Origin of the sequence: Faecalibacterium sp. Marseille-P9312 (genome assembly GCF_902497445.1) — a bacterium.
GTDB classification, from domain to species: Bacteria; Bacillota; Clostridia; order Oscillospirales; family Ruminococcaceae; genus Faecalibacterium; species Faecalibacterium longum.
Window position 1 is genome coordinate 1 of sequence record NZ_CABVEW010000001.1, and the last position, 15,914, is coordinate 15,914.

Genomic DNA, 15,914 nt, shown 5'->3' on the forward strand with positions numbered 1-15,914 from the left:
TTAATGCTTTTTAGGCCTAGCGGAGTGAACAGTAACCAATCCTGACATCCAGTTGCCGTGTCATTTGTTGAATACTGTTTTACGAACAGTCTGCGGACGTGAAGACCCACCATTATATCATCAGCTTCGACCCGAAGGACGCAGTAGAGAACGGCCTGACCATGGAGCGGGCGCAAGCCCTTGGCTTGCAGTTCTGCAAGGACAACTTCCCCGGTCATCCTGCCATCGTCTGCACTCACCCCGATGGGCACAACCATTCGGGAAACATCCATGTCCACATCGTGATCGGCAGCGTCCGAACGCGAGAAGTGGAGCGCAAGCCCTATATGCAGAAGCCCCGCGATTGGCGCGAGGGCATGAAGCACTCCAGCACCGCCCAGACCATGCGGCACCTCCGTGTCGAGGTCATGGAGCTGTGCGAGGGTGCCGGATTGTACCAGATCGACCTGCTCAACGGCTCGAAGGAGCGTGTCAGCGAGGCCGAATATTGGGCAAGGCGGCGTGGGCAACAGAAACTTGATCTTGCAAACGCAGCCCTCACCGCAGCCGGACAGCCGCCCAAGCAGAAGAAGTTTGAAACCGTAAAGAACATCTTGCGGAAACAGATTTCTTCGGTGCTGTACCGTGCTACCAGCTTTGAAGATTTTTCTGATAGGCTTATGCAACAGTATGGCATCACCGTCAAGGAAAGCCGTGGACAACTCAGTTACTTGCCTTCCGGCAGAACGAAGTTCATCCGGGCGAAACATCTCGGTGACAAATTCGATAAGGCGGCAGTGCTTGCCACGTTGCAGGCAAATACTGAACGCAAACCCGAGGTGCAGTTCAAACAGGATACCATCGGGAAACTGATCGACATCCAGTCGAGGATGACCGAGGGCAAGGGCATCGGCTATAAGCGTTGGCTCACGAAACACAATCTCAAAGTTATGGCACAGACCGTGAAGCTTCTGCAGGAAAAGGGCTTGACCGACGAGGACGCCCTGAACCAGCGTATCGCCGAACAGGAAACCAAGTATCACAATGCACTGGCGGTGGTGAAAGACCTCGAAGGTCGCATGAAAGCCAACAAAGAGCTGTGCTATCACATCGCAGCCTACACCAGCACCAAGAATGTTGCCCAGCAGTTAAAGACCGCCAAGCGCCCCGCAGTCTTTGAGGAACAGCATCGTGCAGAGCTGACAGCGTACCGGGCGGCAGCAGCCTATTTCAAGGCAAACAACCTCACCAAGCTGCCCCGCCCGAAAAAACTGGAAGCCGAGTATGAGCAACTGGCATCCGAAAAGGCAAAGTTCTACGAGCAGTACAAGGAAGCCAAAGAAGAACTGCTCAAACTGAAAACAGCAAAGCAGAATGTTGCGTCCTATTTCCGGGAGGAAGAACCGACGCAGCAGGAGAGATAAAGGAGTGTGCGTATGATCAATCTGAAAATTGACCCGGAGTTCCAGTCTCAGATTCCCCCTCTGACCGATGATGAATTTAAGCAGCTTGAAGAAAATATCCTCAAGGAAGGCAAGCTACTCTCTCCTTTGATCGTTTGGAACAACACCCTTGTTGACGGTCACAATCGTTATGAAATCGTTCAGGAGCATCCCGAAATCTCTTTCTCTGCTATGCCGCTCCCGTTTGAAAGCAGAGAAGAAGTCCTCGCATGGATCTGCAAGAATCAGTTAGGGCGACGTAATCTGACCCCGGAGCAGAAGAAGTTCCTTATGGGTAAGCAGTATTCCTCTGAAAAGCGCACCGAAGCATTTCGCGGCAATCAGCATACTGCAAAGAAATCTGGCAGTGTTCAATCTGAACACAACCAGAAGCCCATGAAAACCTGTGAGCGCATTGCACAGGAAAATCACGGCAGCGCAAGTTCAGTCCGCCGGGCAGAATACTATGCCCACGGCGTTGACGTTGCGGATGAACTGTCTCCCGGTTTCCGTGATCGGTTCTTCCGCGAGGAACTGCACATTCCCGATTATCTTCTCGAAAATCTCGGCAAGGCCAAGCCCGAAGAACAGGCTGAAATTTTTGAGGAAATCAAGAATTATGTGCCGAAGCCGAAGAAAGTCAAGCCTAACAAAGTAACGGTGAAGCAGGCAGAGAAAGCCGCCAGCAACACCATTGATGAAAGCTATGATGTTCCCCAAAAGTTTCTCGAACTGTACTACCGGCTCCACAATGCTGAATCTCTCATGCGAAAGAGTTGGGAAGTTACGTTCGACTTGAACCCGAAACTTCTTACGCATCCGGAACAGGTCAAGGTTCTTCGCTTTGCCTTGAAACCTCACCTTGAATTTTTGAAAACGCTGGACGAAGTTCTTGCAGAATCCAGCGGTGAATCCTCTAAAACGGCATAACGACAGGCACTTGTAAGCCATCAACGAGCCACCAGCCGCAAGTGCAGGGCGGAAACTATCCGCGCCCTTGCGCCTGATATGAAATTGGAACTTTGATTTTCTCGCCCGGCTTTGCCACGGTGGGACGATCAAAGGAGCGTGCGTTTGAACAAAAAGAAAAAGTCCACAAACATTTCCCCTTATCCCGATGAAGTCATCGACCGTCTGGCACGGGCATTCTACCCGGCCATCCTTGCCTGCTGGAACAGCGAGGAAGGCCAACGAGAGTTTGCCGCATGGCAGGCGGAACAGGCTCATCATACCCCTAGCAAAGAAAAACAGAGCGTTCCCGACTGCTGGGTATCCGTAAAACAGTTTTCGAAAAATGACACGGCAACTGCCTGTCAGGATTGGTTACGGAGTACCCGGCTAGGCCGAGGAAGCATCAAGTCCCATGTCCGCACCGTCAAGGTGTTGGGTATGGGGCTTTTTGCATTTCAGGAACGTGTACATCTCTGGAAAGGTGTAACACACTAGACTTTGTACCAAAGTCGTGTGCCAAGGGTGCTGCGCCCCTTTGGAATCCCTGCTCACATCGCCTGTGGGCGATGTGGATTCGCCGGACAGAAAGCTCTCACAAAGGTGCACCGGGCTGTCTGCGGCGAGGAAAAGGCACTTCTGCGGAAGTGTAATAACCCACTATGACGCTTTCAGCCCTGCGGTCTGCAAAGTGTAGTGGGCTCTCCGAGTGGGAAACGGCTATATAGGGTGCGCTTCGGGCAAATCGCTGCGTACGTGCGTACCAATCTCTCGTACGCACGTACGCAGTAAAACGGCTAAAATCTCCTATATAGGGGTGTTCTTCTGGAAATCAATATGATATACTCAACTTAACCAACCATCAACTAATAGGAGGCGGTAATATTATGGGAAAAACTTTTGTGTGTAGCTTATGCCGTAATGGAATCATTGGCGGTGGTTTGTACATTGATGAACAGAGCATTACATATTCAACTCAAAAGCTCACAGTCAGTCCACTGTATCGCAACCTTGTATTGCCCATGAACGAGATAAGGGAGCTTTCATGGAGTCAGATGGTCGTTCCTGTTGCAGCAATTTCCATGAAAGATGGAGAATGTTATAAATTTATCATATATAACAAATCAGGATTTGAAAAGGCATATAAGCAATATAGCAACCACCAAGAATGAAATCACCTAGCAGGGTTTGGGGCAGGCACGCCCCAACAAGAAGCTGTCCCAAAAGGGCAAGAATTTTCAAGAATTGAAAATTTGTGGCCACGGGACGATTCTTGCTCTCACGAAAACCCATACTTTTTGAAAATCCGCTTTTCGCAGCCAAAGGAGGATGCACCATGAAAAAAGAGATCGAAGCCTTCGTCAACGCAGCCAACGAGCAGGAGTTGGAAGCCGCATGGAATAACCTCTCGGCAGAGGAACAGCGAGTTTTCGAGCAGCTCATGGAGGAAGAACCACCCGAAGATGCACTGGCATTTTTCGCACAGCTGTATGATGATGCCCCGAAAGAGCAGACCAGCGAGACTGTGAACATCTCCGAAAATGAAATCTATTTCAAGCGGAAGCCCTTGACCGAAGAGCAGAAGAAACACAGCTCTTATGTGGACGAGAACGGCAACCTCCATGTCAAGAACCTGTCCGCTTTCTGGATTCCAGAACTGACCACCACGGAGAAAGTCGGTCACACCACCTACACCGTGACCGGCAGCTATGAGGGCAAGGAGTCCTTTTTGAAGAAGCTGGAGCGCATTGTTGCCAAGAACGCCCAGCAAAAATTTGAAGATGAGGGTGCAGACGAATGACAACTGCGTCCAATTCTGCTATACTTGACCCGGTAACCAATCCTGTACCGACAGTTGCTCCACAGAGTAAGGAGGACACAACAATGTCTGGAGCAACGAATAAAATCACCGCACTTTACTGCCGACTGTCGCAAGAGGACGCACGGCTCGGCGAAAGCCTGTCCATTGAGAACCAGAAGGCTATTCTTCTGGAATACGCTAAGAAGAATCACTTTCCGAACCCGGTGTTCTTTGTGGACGATGGATATTCCGGCACGAACAATGACCGCCCCGGCTTTCAGAGTATGCTGGTCGAGATCGAAGCAGGGCGTGTAGGAATCGTTATCACAAAAGACCTGTCCCGACTGGGGCGCAATTCTGCCTTGACAGGTCTGTACACAAACTTCACTTTTCCCCAGTATGGCGTTCGCTACATTGCCATTAACGACAACTACGACACCATTGACCCGAACAGCGTAAACAACGATTTTGCGGGCATTAAGAACTGGTTCAACGAGTTTTACGCCCGTGATACCAGCCGCAAGATTCGGGCTGTTCAGAAGGCCAAGGGAGAGCGTGGAGTACCGCTGACGGTCAATGTGCCGTACGGCTATGTGAAAGACCCGGAGAACCTGAAACATTGGCTTGTTGATCCAGAAGCGGCTGCAATCGTGAAGCGCATCTTCTCCATGTGCATGGAAGGCCGTGGCCCGACCCAAATTGCAAACCAACTGTGGGTGGACAAAGTTCTGACTCCCACCGCCTATAAGTTGAGCCATGGCCTGAGTACGAACTCACCCGCCCCGGAAGACCCTTATCGCTGGGATAAAAGAGCAGTAAGTTTGATTCTGGAACGCCTGGAGTACACTGGCTGCACAGTCAACTTTAAGACCTATACTAACTCTATCTGGGATAAAAAGAGACATCTGAATCCCGTGGAAAATCAGGCTATCTTCCCGGATACACATGAGCGCATTATTGACGATGATGTGTTTGAAAAGGTTCGGGAGATTCGTAGCCAGCGTCACCGCATGACCCGGACAGGCAAGAGCAGCATTTTCTCCGGTATGGTCTACTGCGCTGACTGCGGTTCCAAGATGCAATATGGTTCGTCCAATCACAGGGACTTCAGTCAAGACTTCTTTGATTGCTCTCTGCACAAGAAGAACGGGAGCAAGTGCAAGGGACACTTCATCCGGGTAAAGGTTTTGGAGGGCCGTGTGCTAAGCCATGTTCAGCGGGTGACGGACTACATCCTCTGTCATGAGGACTACTTCCGCAAGGTCATGGAGGAGCAGCTTCGGGTGGAAAGCACCGAAAAGCTGACTGTCCTGAAGAAGCAGCTTGCCCGGAATGAGAAGCGGATCGCAGACCTCAAACGGCTGTTCATGAAGATTTACGAGGACAATGTTAACGGAAAGCTTAGCGATGACCGCTTCGACATGATGAGTCAGAGCTACGATGCCGAACAGAAGCAGCTGGAAGAGGAAGTTCTCTCCATCCAGCAGGAAATTGAAGTACAGGAACAGCAGATCGAGAATATTGAAAAGTTCGTCCAGAAAGCGCACAAGTACGTTCATATTGAAGAACTCACCCCTTATGCTCTCCGTGAACTGGTGTCGGCCATCTATGTGGATGCCCCGGATAAGTCCAGCGGAAAGCGGGTGCAGCACATCCATATCAAGTACGATGGGCTGGGGTACATCCCTCTGGATGAACTGGAAGCAAAAGAAAAGGCGTGACCGAAGTCACGCCAAATCTTCCCCATTTCGGGAGCTTTTGCAAATACTGTTTTATGGGAACTCTGCTACGGGGAACGCCCTGTTGTACATATCTCTGTCGTATGTGGATTTTTCAGGGTGCGTCCGGGTGGGCGCACCCTGTTTTTGTTTTATACCTTAATTGAAAAAAACTTCGTTTCATACTGCAAATCACTTTATATATTTAGTTATTGCTCGATACAGACTTTTGCAGCGAGCATCCCACAATCTAGCAGGTTCATGGATAGAGCATTGATCCACCCTAAAAAGTTTATGAAAGTCATCTAAAAAACCAACATAAACAGGAATGTTATAATACAAAAAACATTTTTGATTTGTGAACTGATCTCCGGTTATGTCAATAATAATAGAATCTTTTAAGTTATAGTATTTTCGCAGTAGCATTACATCATTATCTTCATTATAAACACTTATCAGACTTTTATACTTTCTGTCAGCATCTGAATTATCAGTTGTCACTGTTACAGTGTTTACAAGAACCAGCCATGCGTGTGATTGGGTACCTTTTTGACCACAGACATAATATGTGTAAATATCATGCTGTGCCAAATACTCAGCTAAAAGATCGCTTGTATCTCCACAGCATCCTTTGGGAAATCGAGGAAATGCAAAGTCATTATCAAATTCACCAGCATCTTTTGCTATCTCAATTGCACCACGGAAAGAAGTTGCCAAAACTTTTATTTTATCTAATTCATACGCTTCCATATGCTAATACCTCTTCTGAAACAAAATAAAGCCTGTTGCTATGATATCTAGTTTTCGCTACATTGTCAATTCTTCAGTAAAATCGCAGAATATTCATTTCACAAAATTTGTTTCAGATATTTCTCCGGGTCACCATTCAGAATCAAATCTGCATACGCCAGTGGGTCATTGTAGATGAGGTAGTCCAATTCTGCCCTCTGCGCTATGGTCACATCCAGCGCATCTTCAACCCCGGTGCAATTGATGGAAATTTTTCTTCCATCCCGGAGCAGCAGCTCCACACACCCGGTATCCATATTAAACTTGCAAACGCTTTCATCATACTTCATGTTCGTGTCCTCCTGAAATCATGTTGTAGCTTATGTCGGTCAATCTATGATTTCGGATTTCATCTTCCACGGACACCCATATTGAATTTTCCGAAGAAAACAAATAATCCGAACCCATCTCCTATCGGAAACAAGTTCGGATTATTTTTGTTTGGTCCGAGTGGCGAGAATCGAACTCACGGCCTCTTGAACCCCATTCAAGCGCGCTACCAAAACTGCGCTACACCCGGTCATCATCCGTTGCCTCCCTACCGAAGCACCGGCGACATAAGATATTATACTCGGATAAGGCAGTCTTGTCAACAGATTTTTGCAATTTTTTTGGATTTTTTTGAAGAAAGTATGATTTTGACGGTGATGCGCTGCTTTGCATCGTACTAATTCCTCCCGCCGTCGCATAAATTTCTTCCAAATGGCTTTCAAATGGGAAGAGAGGGGAGAGCATTTTGGCAAAGCAGGAACGAATCGAGCAGGCGGCAGTCTGCCGCGAGATAGGAGCCCGCACCGGCGGCGACATCCTCATTGGCGTGGTGGGGCCGGTGCGCACGGGCAAGAGCACCCTCATCAAGCAGTTTATGGAAAAGCTGGTGCTGCCCGCCATCGGCCCGGAGGACGCGAAGCTCCGCGCCCGCGATGAGCTGCCCCAGTCGGCAGCGGGGCGCACCATCATGACCACAGAGCCCAAGTTCATCCCGGAGGCGGCGGTGCCGCTGGCGCTGGAGGGCGGGGGAGAGTGCAGCATCCGGCTCATCGACTGCGTGGGCTACATGGTGGAGGGGGCCATGGGCCACGAGGAGAATGACAAGCCCCGGATGGTCAAAAGCCCCTGGTTCGACGAGGAGATTCCCTTCGACCTCGCCGCCGAGACCGGCACCCGCAAGGTCATCCGGGACCACTCCACCATCGGCATCGTCGTCACCACCGACGGCACCATCAGCGAGATCCCCCGCGAAAACTACATCCCGGCAGAAAAGCGGGTCATCGACGAGCTGGAAGCGCTGGGCAAGCCCTTCGTCATCCTGCTCAACAGCACCCACCCCGACGCCCCCGAGACAAGAGCGATGGCGGCAGAAATGGAAGAGAGCTATGGCCGGACCGTTCTGCCTGTGAGCTGCCTCGACCTCGACGAGGCGCAGCTGGGCGAAATTTTGCAGAAGGTGCTCTACGAGTTTCCGGTGAGGGAGCTGGATTTCGCCCTGCCCCGCTGGGTGACGATGCTGGACAAAGGCCACTGGCTCCAGACCGAGGTATACACAGCGGCTATGCAGCTCTCCGAGAAAATTTCCCGGATGAAGGACATCTCCGACTCCGGCCGGGCGGCGCTGGACTGCGAGGCGGTGGAAAACGCCGCCCTCAGTGGGATGAACCTCGCCGACGGCGTGGTCCGCATCACGGTGCTGCTCAAGCCTGAGGTGTTTTATAAGGTGCTCAGCGAGCAGACGGGCCTCGAAATCGGCGACGAAGCAGGGTTGATGCCCTGCATCATCGAGCTGGCCAAAGCCAAGCGTGCCTACGAGAAGATACGCAGTGCGATGGAGCAGGTGGAGGCCACCGGCTACGGCATCGTGATGCCGTCCATCGACGAGCTTTCGCTGGAACAGCCCGAGATCGTCCGGCAGGGCGGGCGGTACGGCGTCCGTCTCGAGGCCAGCGCGCCGTCCATCCACATGATGAAGGCGGTCATCCACACCGAGCTGAGTCCCATCGTGGGGACGGAGAAGCAGAGCGAAGACCTCGTGCAGAGCCTTTTGAAGGATTTCGAGGACGACCCCGTCCGCCTGTGGGAGTCGAACATCTTCGGCAAGAGCCTCCACGAGCTGGTCAACGACGGCCTGCAGAACAAGCTGCTCCATATGCCGCAGGAGGCCCGGGGCCGTTTGCAGGAGACGCTGGAACGGGTCATCAACGAGGGCTGTACCGGACTCATCTGTATCTTGATCTAACAAAAAGCCCGCTGCACGTTGGTTTCGTGCAGCGGGCTTTTTGTGCTATTTCTCTTCTTCGGTCAATTTGGTAATGAGCATCTGGTAAATCTCATTGCCCTTCAAAATGAATTGCTTTTTTACCATCTCGGCGCTCAGCCGGTCGGGTGTGCCGATGTCCAGACAGAACAGCTCGCTGTCCAGTGCCTTCACCTGACAGCGCACGGAGCAATGGCCGTCGGCCTTTTCGCTGATGCGGGCGCTGTACTCGGCTTCCTTGCGCGCCCAGGTCTGGCTGCGCAGCACGGCGGCGACCGCCTTTTCCCGCACACTGCGGGGCAGGTCGTAGGCCAGCTCCTGCGCCACTTTCCGGCCCTTGTCGGTGATGGTGTACCGGTCGCCGTCCGCCGTCACGAGCTGCTGCCGGGCGATGTCGTCCAGGCAGGAGCCGATCTCAAAATAATTCACCAGTGCCTCTTCCATCAGGGCGTTTTCGATCTCCGTCCGTGTGATAGGCCCGGCGTTCTTGACAAGATAACACAGCAGCAATCGTATCTCGGTGCTGTTGGTCAGCCCACCGGGACGCACACCGGCGGTAAAAGCATCGTTGGCGGCCATTGTTACTCCCATCTCCCGTGTTCTATAGTATTAACTATAGTATAAAGGGTTTCACGCCGGATTGCAAGCCATGACCGAAAAATCCGTCTCGATGCGCTTGTGGCTCTCGGGGGTGGAGTAGAGCCAGTGGTCGAGGTGGCCCTCGGTGATAAAGTACCGCAGCTCGAAGCGGTGGCTCTGGCTGAGGGCATGGTTGACGATGACGAGCTTTATCTTCATCTTCTCGGGCAGGATGTTCTTGATGTAGACGCTCACGGCCTGCCCGGGCCGCAGGTCGGGGCAGCTCTCGGCGAGGCCCGCGAGGTTGGGCGCGATCTCGATGAAGGTGCCGTACTCCTCCACGCTCCGCACGATGCCCACCACCGTTTCGCCCACCGTAAAGGCGGCAGCGTTCTCGGCCCAGGTACCCAGCAGCTCCCGGATGGTCAGCACGAACCGCCCCTGTGCGTCCCGGCTCTTGATGGCGCAGAGTATCTGCTGCCCCACGCTGACCCGGTCGGCAGGGGAGGAGATACGGCTCACTGACATGCAGTCGATGGGCAGCAGGGCGCTGATGCCGCAGCCTACGTCACAGAACGCGCCGAAGGGCTCGATGTGGGTCACGATGCAGGGCAGGATGTCGCCGGGCTGGAGCTGGTCGAGGTATTCGGCCTTGCACATCCGCTGGGCTTCAGCGCGGGAGAGGCGGTAGACAGTCTGTCCGTTTTCGTCGGTGTCGATGCCCTCGATGACAAAGCAGGTGGGCCGGCCTACCCGCGTCAGTACGGCGATGTCCCGTACGCTGCCGGTGTCGGCCCCGTCGGCGCACTGCCCGAAGGGCATTACAGCCCGGCAGCCGCCCAGCTCGAACCGGAGCTGACGCTGGGTGTCGAAGGCCAGCGCCGTGCTCTGCAAGATCTCGCGGCTGGCCATCGCGGCCCGCAGTTCAGCGGCGCTCAGGCGGGAAGCATTGCGGTAGTTGTTTTCGGTACGAAACGCTTGCATCATCTTTCATTCCTCTTTCTCTGTTTTTTGGGGTAGCATTGCAGCTTCTAAACCATATGCAGCTGCATTTGCATTTTATACGAGTTTGGATTATACTATAGATGTGTGTCTCTCTTTTGGACACACGGCCTGTACTATAAATGTGCAGACAGGAGGGATTCAATATGGACATTGCAGTCGGCGATACCATCCTCACCCGCAAACAGCACCCCTGCGGAGCAGCAAGCTTCGAGGTGCTGCGGGTGGGCATGGATTTCAAGATCCGCTGCACGGGCTGTGGCCGCGAGGTCATGCTGCCCCGGGCGAAGATCGAGAAGAACATCAAAAAGGTCATCAAACCGGGCCAGGAATAGCCCGGCGGCACAGCACATTCAGAAACTGTTTTGTAAGGAGAACTGCCTGATATGCCGAATCTGACTTCCCAAATGGAGGCCGTCTGCCGCCGGTTCGAAGAACTTTCTATCCGTCTCAATCAGCCCGAAACTGCCGCCGACCCGGCGCAGTTCCGCCGCCTGATGCAGGAGTACCATGAAGCACAGCCGGTGGTGGACGCTTACCACGCCCTCACCACTGCGCAGGACCACCTGGCACAGGCGAAAGCCCTGCTGGAAGGGGACGAGCCCCTCGACGCGGACTTTAAGGCTATGGTACAGCAGGAACTGAGCGAAAAAAGTCAGGATGTGGCAGAGCTGGAAAATAATCTCAAAATTTTGCTGCTGCCGAAGGACGCAAACGACGAGAAAAGCGTCATCATGGAGATACGCGCCGGTGCCGGCGGCGAGGAAGCTGCGCTGTTCGCCCACAGCCTCGTGCGGATGTACACCATGTACGTCCAGAGCCGGGGCTGGGAGATGGAGCTGCTGAACCTCAACGAGACGGAGCTCGGCGGAACCAAGGAAGCCGTCTTTGCAGTCAACGGCCGGGGCGCCTACAACCGCCTCAAGTACGAGAGCGGCGTCCACCGGGTGCAGCGTGTGCCCGAGACGGAGACGCAGGGCCGCATCCATACTTCGACGGCCACCGTGGCCGTGATGCCGCAGGCCGAAGAGGTGGATTTTGCGCTGGACATGAAGGACCTGCGCATTGACACCTTCCGCTCTTCGGGTGCGGGCGGCCAGCACATCAACAAGACGTCCAGCGCCATCCGCGTCACCCACATCCCCACCGGAACCGTGGTCGAGTGCCAGAACGAGCGCAGCCAGTTCCAGAACAAGGACAAGGCTCTGGAGATCCTGCGCAGCCGCCTGCTGGCCCAGAAGCAGAAGGAGCAGCAGGACGCCATCAACGCCGACCGCGCCGGTCAGGTGGGAACAGGGGACCGCAGCGAGAAGATACGCACCTATAACTTCCCGCAGGACCGCTGCACCGACCACCGGATCGGCCTGACGGTACACAACCTCGACAAGATCATGGACGGCGATCTGGACGACATCATCGACGCCCTCGCCACCCGTGAGCAGGCCGAGAAACTGCAAAAGCTAAACGCATAAACTTGCGCAGAATGCGCACGAAAAACTGTAAAGAATAATTGCTTTACAGAAGAAAAGAGCGATGATTCGTATGAGTATCAATACTGAAGTCCGCCCGGCTGACGCTGAGGGCATTGCCCGCGCAGCCGAGCTTCTGCGGCAGGGCGAGCTGGTAGCCCTGCCTACCGAGACAGTCTACGGCATCGCGGCCGACGCCCGCAACGGCGAGGCCGTGAGCAAGATCTTTGTGGCGAAGGGACGTCCGCAGGACAATCCCCTCATCGTCCACGTCACCGGCCCTGAGATGCTGCACGGCCTCGTCAGCGAGGTGCCGGAACGCGCCCAGCTGCTGATGGCGGCGTTCTGTCCCGGCCCGCTGACCATTATCATGCCCCGCGGCCCCGAGGTGGCAGCGGAGTGCTGTGCCGGTCTGGACACCGTGGGCATCCGGATGCCCAGCCACCCGGTGGCACGGGCTGTCATCGAGGCCAGCGGCTGCGCCTTTGCGGCCCCGTCGGCCAACCTCTCCGGCAAGCCCAGCCCCACCAACGCACAGGACGTCTTTACCGATATGGATGGCCGCCTGCCCCTCATTCTGGACGGCGGCGAGTGCGACTGGGGCGTGGAGTCCACCGTCGTGTCGGTGGTGGGCGAAAAGCCCACCCTCTTCCGTCCCGGCCACATCACGCTGGAAGACCTCGAGCGTGCGCTGGGCGAGGAAGTGGAAGTTTCCAAGGCCATCCTCGAGAAGCTGCCGGAGGGCGCGGTCGTCCGCAGCCCCGGCATGAAGTATAAGCACTACGCCCCCAAGGCAGATGTGACCCTTCTGGACGGCACCTTCGAGCAGTTCAAAGCCTATGTGGATGCCCACGCCGCCGAGAACCCCAGCTGCCTCTGCTTTACCGGCGAGGCCGAAAAGCTGGGTGTACCCTGTGTGGAGTATGGCCGGGAGGGGGACGGAGCCGACCAGGCAAAGCACATCTTCCGCTCCCTGCGTGCGCTGGATGAGCAGGGCGATGCTGTGGTCTACGCCCGCTGCCCCCAGAAAGACGGCCTGTCCATGGCCGTCTATAACCGCCTCATCCGTGCGGCCGCGTTCCGGGTGATAAAGCTATGATGACGCTGGGCATCACCGGCCGCAGCGGCTGCGGCAAATCGACGGTCACGGCGGTGTTCGCGGCCCGGGGCATCCCGCTGGCAGACGCCGACCAGCTCTCCCGCGAGATCCTGCTTCCGGGTTCACCGCTGCTGCCCCGGCTGGCTGAGCGCTTCGGGGCAGATATTATAAAGGAAGACGGCACCCTCGACCGCCGCCTGCTGGCCGACCGCGCCTTTGCAACGCCCGAGGGGAAAGCTGCGCTCGACGCGCTGACCCACCCGGAGATCGTCCGACGCATCCGCGCCGCCAAACAGGCCGCGCAGCAGGCGGGGGCGAAGCTCTTTGTGCTGGACGGCGCGGTCATCATCGGCACGGCGGCAGAGGCCGAGTGCGACAAGCTCTGCGTGGTCACGGCACCGTTTGAAGTCAGCGTGGAGCGCATCGCGGCCCGGGACGGCATCTCGCCTGAGATGGCCGCCCGCCGCCTCAACGCCCAGACGCCGGAGGCTGTGCTGACCGCCAGGGCAGACTACATCCTGCCCAACACCTCCACCCGCGAGGCGCTGGCGAAGGCAGCAAACGAGCTCTGTGACGCTCTCATCGGGGAGGGATGCTGCGCTTGAAAACGCTGTTCCGACTGCTGCGCAGACTGGTGGTGCTGGTCTGCATCGCGGCAGTGCTCCTGATGGCTCTGCCGCCCCTCGCCCGGGAGGCCGACCGGCTGCTCTACCCCCGTAAATACAGCCGGCAGGTGGAGCAGTGGGCCGCAGAATACGAGCTCGACCCGCTGCTGGTCTATGCGTTCATCCGGACGGAGAGCGGCTTCGACCCCGCCGCCACTTCCAGCGTGGAGGCTCGGGGGCTGATGCAGATGACCGAGGAGACCTTTATCTGGCTGCGCAGCAAGATTGCGCCGGATGAGGACCTGACCTTCGATGAACTCTACGACCCTGACGTCAGCATCCGCTTCGGCTGCTACTACATCCATCTCTGCATGGAGCGGTACGGCGGCGATGTGGCTACCGCTGCCGCCGCCTACCACAGCGGATGGGGGACAGTAGATAATCTGCTGCGGATGGAAGAGCATTCCTCCGACGGGCAGACCCTGAAAGGCTTCCCCTATAACCAGATGCACCATTACGTCGAAAAGATAACCGCCAGCTACGCCGTCTATACCCGGCTCTACGGCGGCTGAATCTCAACCAATGAAGAAGAACCGACAGGCCAAAAACCTGCGGGTCTTTGATAGATGAAGCTGTTTTCATGGCCAGAGTGTGCCGGATGAACGAGGATTTTTGCTTGCAGGCAAGGCGATTTTTCGCAGCGATCCTGACGGATCGCAAGAGAAAGCAACGCAGTCTGCGGGCAAAAAGGCCGTTCAGACGGTGTGCAATGGCCGTGAAAACAGCTTCCAACAAGTGTAAGAAAACAGAAAGGCAGGAGAGATCCTATGGCAGAAAAAACTCCGAACCAGCAGCTGGCTGAAAAGCTGCTGTTTAAGCCCGCTTACGTCGGCGACAAGTCCGCCGCTGTCAAGCAGGAGGCCCACGCATTCGCTGAGGGCTACAAGAAATTCCTCGACGCAGGCAAGACCGAGCGCGAGGTGGCCGCTGAGAGCGAGCAGATGCTCAAGGACGCAGGCTACCAGCAGTTCGACCCGAAGAAGACCTACGCCCCCGGCGACAAGGTCTACTTCAGCCAGCTGGGCAAGGCCATCGTGGCTTCCACCATCGGCACCCGCAGTTTCGAGGACGGCTTCCATCTGGTCATCGCTCACACCGACAGCCCCCGTCTGGACCTGCGCCCGACCCCGCTGTACGAGTCCGACCACTTCAGCTACTTCAAGACCCACTACTACGGCGGCATCCGCAAGTACCAGTGGGGTACCATGCCGCTGGCGATCCACGGCGTGTTCTCCCGCGCTGACGGCACCACTGTCTCTGTGAACGTGGGCGAGGACGAGAACGACCCCGTCTTCTGCATCACCGACCTGCTGCCCCATCTGGGCGCTGAGCAGGGCGAGCGCAAGCTGAGCGACGGCATCCGCGCCGAGGAACTGAACATCCTCATCGGCTCCGACGCTGTGGACGACGAGGAAGTGAAGGAAGCTGTCAAGCTGAACACCATGATCCTCCTCAACGAGAAGTACGGCATCACCGAGAAGGATTTTGCACGCGCTGAAATCGAGATCGTCCCCGCTTATAAGTCCCGCGACGTCGGCTTCGACCGCTCCATGATCGGCGCCTACGGCCACGATGACCGCGTCGATGCATACCCCGCTCTGATGGCCGAGATCGCCACCAGGAATCCCGCCTTCACCACCGTCTGCGTCCTGACCGATAAGGAAGAGATCGGCTCTGACGGCGTCACCGGTATGCAGAGCATGTACGTCTTCCACTTCATGCAGGAGCTCTGCCGTACCGCTGGTCAGGACGACATCATTGCTTTCCGCAACAGTGTCTGCCTGTCCGCCGACGTCACCGCTGCTTACGACCCGAGCTGGGCCAGCGCTTTCGAGCCGATGAACGGCACCTACGCAGGCCGCGGCATCGCGCTGTTCAAGTACACCGGCAGCCGCGGCAAGAGCGCTGCAAACGACGCTTCTGCAGAGCTGGTGGGCTATGTCACCCGCATGATGGACGCCGACGACGTTGCATGGCAGATCGGTGAGCTGGGCCGCCTCGACCTGGGCGGCGGCGGCACCATCGCAAAGTATGTTGCCAACCGCGGCATCCCCGTCATCGACATCGGTGTGCCTGTGCTGTCCATGCACTCTCCCTTCGAGGTCATCCACAAGACCGACCTGTACATGGCTTATCGTGCCTTCGTCCTGTTCAATCAGGCCGCTGAGTAAG

16 protein-coding genes, 1 tRNA gene and 1 pseudogene are annotated in these 15,914 nt (G+C 55.7%); 13 read left to right on the top strand and 5 right to left on the bottom strand.

The window, feature by feature from the left end; genetic code table 11:
* Positions 1 to 80: 80 nt before the first annotated feature.
* The 6 genes and pseudogenes from F3G95_RS00005 to F3G95_RS00030 form a co-directional block, all read left to right on the top strand.
* A pseudogene (locus F3G95_RS00005) lies at positions 81 to 1,403 on the top strand (relaxase/mobilization nuclease domain-containing protein); the annotation flags it as partial.
* A 12-nt stretch (positions 1,404 to 1,415) separates the two neighbouring features.
* Positions 1,416 to 2,351 carry a hypothetical protein gene (locus F3G95_RS00010; protein ID WP_149793262.1) on the top strand — a complete coding sequence of 312 codons (936 nt, stop codon included), beginning with the start codon at positions 1,416 to 1,418 and terminating at the stop codon, positions 2,349 to 2,351.
* A 138-nt stretch (positions 2,352 to 2,489) separates the two neighbouring features.
* Entirely contained in the window at positions 2,490 to 2,867 is a 378-nt protein-coding gene (locus F3G95_RS13915; protein ID WP_243130225.1) for a hypothetical protein, read from the top strand.
* Positions 2,868 to 3,256: 389 nt separating this feature from the next.
* Positions 3,257 to 3,541 carry a hypothetical protein gene (locus F3G95_RS00020; protein ID WP_015538118.1) on the top strand — a complete coding sequence of 95 codons (285 nt, stop codon included), beginning with the start codon at positions 3,257 to 3,259 and terminating at the stop codon, positions 3,539 to 3,541.
* Positions 3,542 to 3,705: 164 nt separating this feature from the next.
* Complete coding sequence (locus F3G95_RS00025) at positions 3,706 to 4,170, top strand: hypothetical protein (RefSeq protein ID WP_112120869.1); 465 nt, start codon at positions 3,706 to 3,708, stop codon at positions 4,168 to 4,170.
* Positions 4,171 to 4,253: 83 nt separating this feature from the next.
* Positions 4,254 to 5,891, top strand: coding sequence for a recombinase family protein (locus F3G95_RS00030; protein ID WP_243130226.1), 1,638 nt, complete (start codon positions 4,254 to 4,256; stop codon positions 5,889 to 5,891).
* A 189-nt stretch (positions 5,892 to 6,080) separates the two neighbouring features.
* Here F3G95_RS00030 and F3G95_RS00035 read toward each other — a convergent pair whose 3' ends face one another.
* From F3G95_RS00035 to F3G95_RS00045, 3 genes are all read right to left on the bottom strand, one after another.
* Positions 6,081 to 6,638 carry a hypothetical protein gene (locus tag F3G95_RS00035; protein ID WP_149793264.1) on the bottom strand — a complete coding sequence of 186 codons (558 nt, stop codon included), beginning with the start codon at positions 6,636 to 6,638 and terminating at the stop codon, positions 6,081 to 6,083.
* Positions 6,639 to 6,736: 98 nt separating this feature from the next.
* The gene (locus F3G95_RS00040) at positions 6,737 to 6,967 is read right to left on the bottom strand and encodes a DUF6061 family protein (RefSeq protein WP_149793265.1); all 231 of its coding nucleotides are present in this window, start codon (positions 6,965 to 6,967) and stop codon (positions 6,737 to 6,739) included.
* Between the two features lie 152 nt (positions 6,968 to 7,119).
* Positions 7,120 to 7,197, bottom strand: a tRNA-Pro gene (locus F3G95_RS00045).
* Positions 7,198 to 7,413: 216 nt separating this feature from the next.
* Between F3G95_RS00045 and spoIVA the strand changes: the two genes are divergently transcribed.
* Positions 7,414 to 8,910, top strand: coding sequence for a stage IV sporulation protein A (spoIVA, locus tag F3G95_RS00050; protein ID WP_149793266.1), 1,497 nt, complete (start codon positions 7,414 to 7,416; stop codon positions 8,908 to 8,910).
* Positions 8,911 to 8,955: 45 nt separating this feature from the next.
* Here the strand turns inward: spoIVA and F3G95_RS00055 are convergent, their stop codons facing one another.
* Together F3G95_RS00055 and F3G95_RS00060 are read right to left on the bottom strand one after the other, a co-directional pair.
* Positions 8,956 to 9,507 (bottom strand): DUF4364 family protein, encoded by a 552-nt coding sequence (locus tag F3G95_RS00055; RefSeq protein ID WP_015564157.1) that lies wholly within the window; start codon positions 9,505 to 9,507, stop codon positions 8,956 to 8,958.
* Positions 9,508 to 9,558: 51 nt separating this feature from the next.
* Positions 9,559 to 10,494, bottom strand: coding sequence for a S1 RNA-binding domain-containing protein (locus F3G95_RS00060; protein WP_015564156.1), 936 nt, complete (start codon positions 10,492 to 10,494; stop codon positions 9,559 to 9,561).
* Between the two features lie 161 nt (positions 10,495 to 10,655).
* Here F3G95_RS00060 and F3G95_RS00065 point away from each other — a divergent pair, with 161 nt between their 5' ends.
* From F3G95_RS00065 to F3G95_RS00090, 6 genes are all read left to right on the top strand, one after another.
* Positions 10,656 to 10,844 carry a DUF951 domain-containing protein gene (locus tag F3G95_RS00065; protein WP_149793267.1) on the top strand — a complete coding sequence of 63 codons (189 nt, stop codon included), beginning with the start codon at positions 10,656 to 10,658 and terminating at the stop codon, positions 10,842 to 10,844.
* A 51-nt stretch (positions 10,845 to 10,895) separates the two neighbouring features.
* Complete coding sequence (gene prfA, locus F3G95_RS00070; RefSeq protein ID WP_149793268.1) at positions 10,896 to 11,981, top strand: peptide chain release factor 1; 1,086 nt, start codon at positions 10,896 to 10,898, stop codon at positions 11,979 to 11,981.
* A 70-nt stretch (positions 11,982 to 12,051) separates the two neighbouring features.
* Complete coding sequence (locus tag F3G95_RS00075; RefSeq protein ID WP_149793269.1) at positions 12,052 to 13,077, top strand: L-threonylcarbamoyladenylate synthase; 1,026 nt, start codon at positions 12,052 to 12,054, stop codon at positions 13,075 to 13,077.
* A complete protein-coding gene (gene coaE / locus F3G95_RS00080; protein ID WP_149793270.1) occupies positions 13,074 to 13,682 on the top strand; it encodes a dephospho-CoA kinase in 609 nt (202 codons plus the stop codon). The genes F3G95_RS00075 and coaE overlap by 4 nt, the downstream gene beginning before the upstream one ends.
* Positions 13,670 to 14,254, top strand: a complete 585-nt coding sequence (locus F3G95_RS00085) for a lytic transglycosylase domain-containing protein (protein ID WP_149793271.1) — start codon at positions 13,670 to 13,672, stop codon at positions 14,252 to 14,254. The genes coaE and F3G95_RS00085 overlap by 13 nt, the downstream gene beginning before the upstream one ends.
* A 255-nt stretch (positions 14,255 to 14,509) precedes the next feature.
* Entirely contained in the window at positions 14,510 to 15,913 is a 1,404-nt protein-coding gene (locus F3G95_RS00090; protein ID WP_149793272.1) for an aminopeptidase, read from the top strand.
* The last annotated feature ends 1 nt before the right edge of the window (position 15,914 follow it).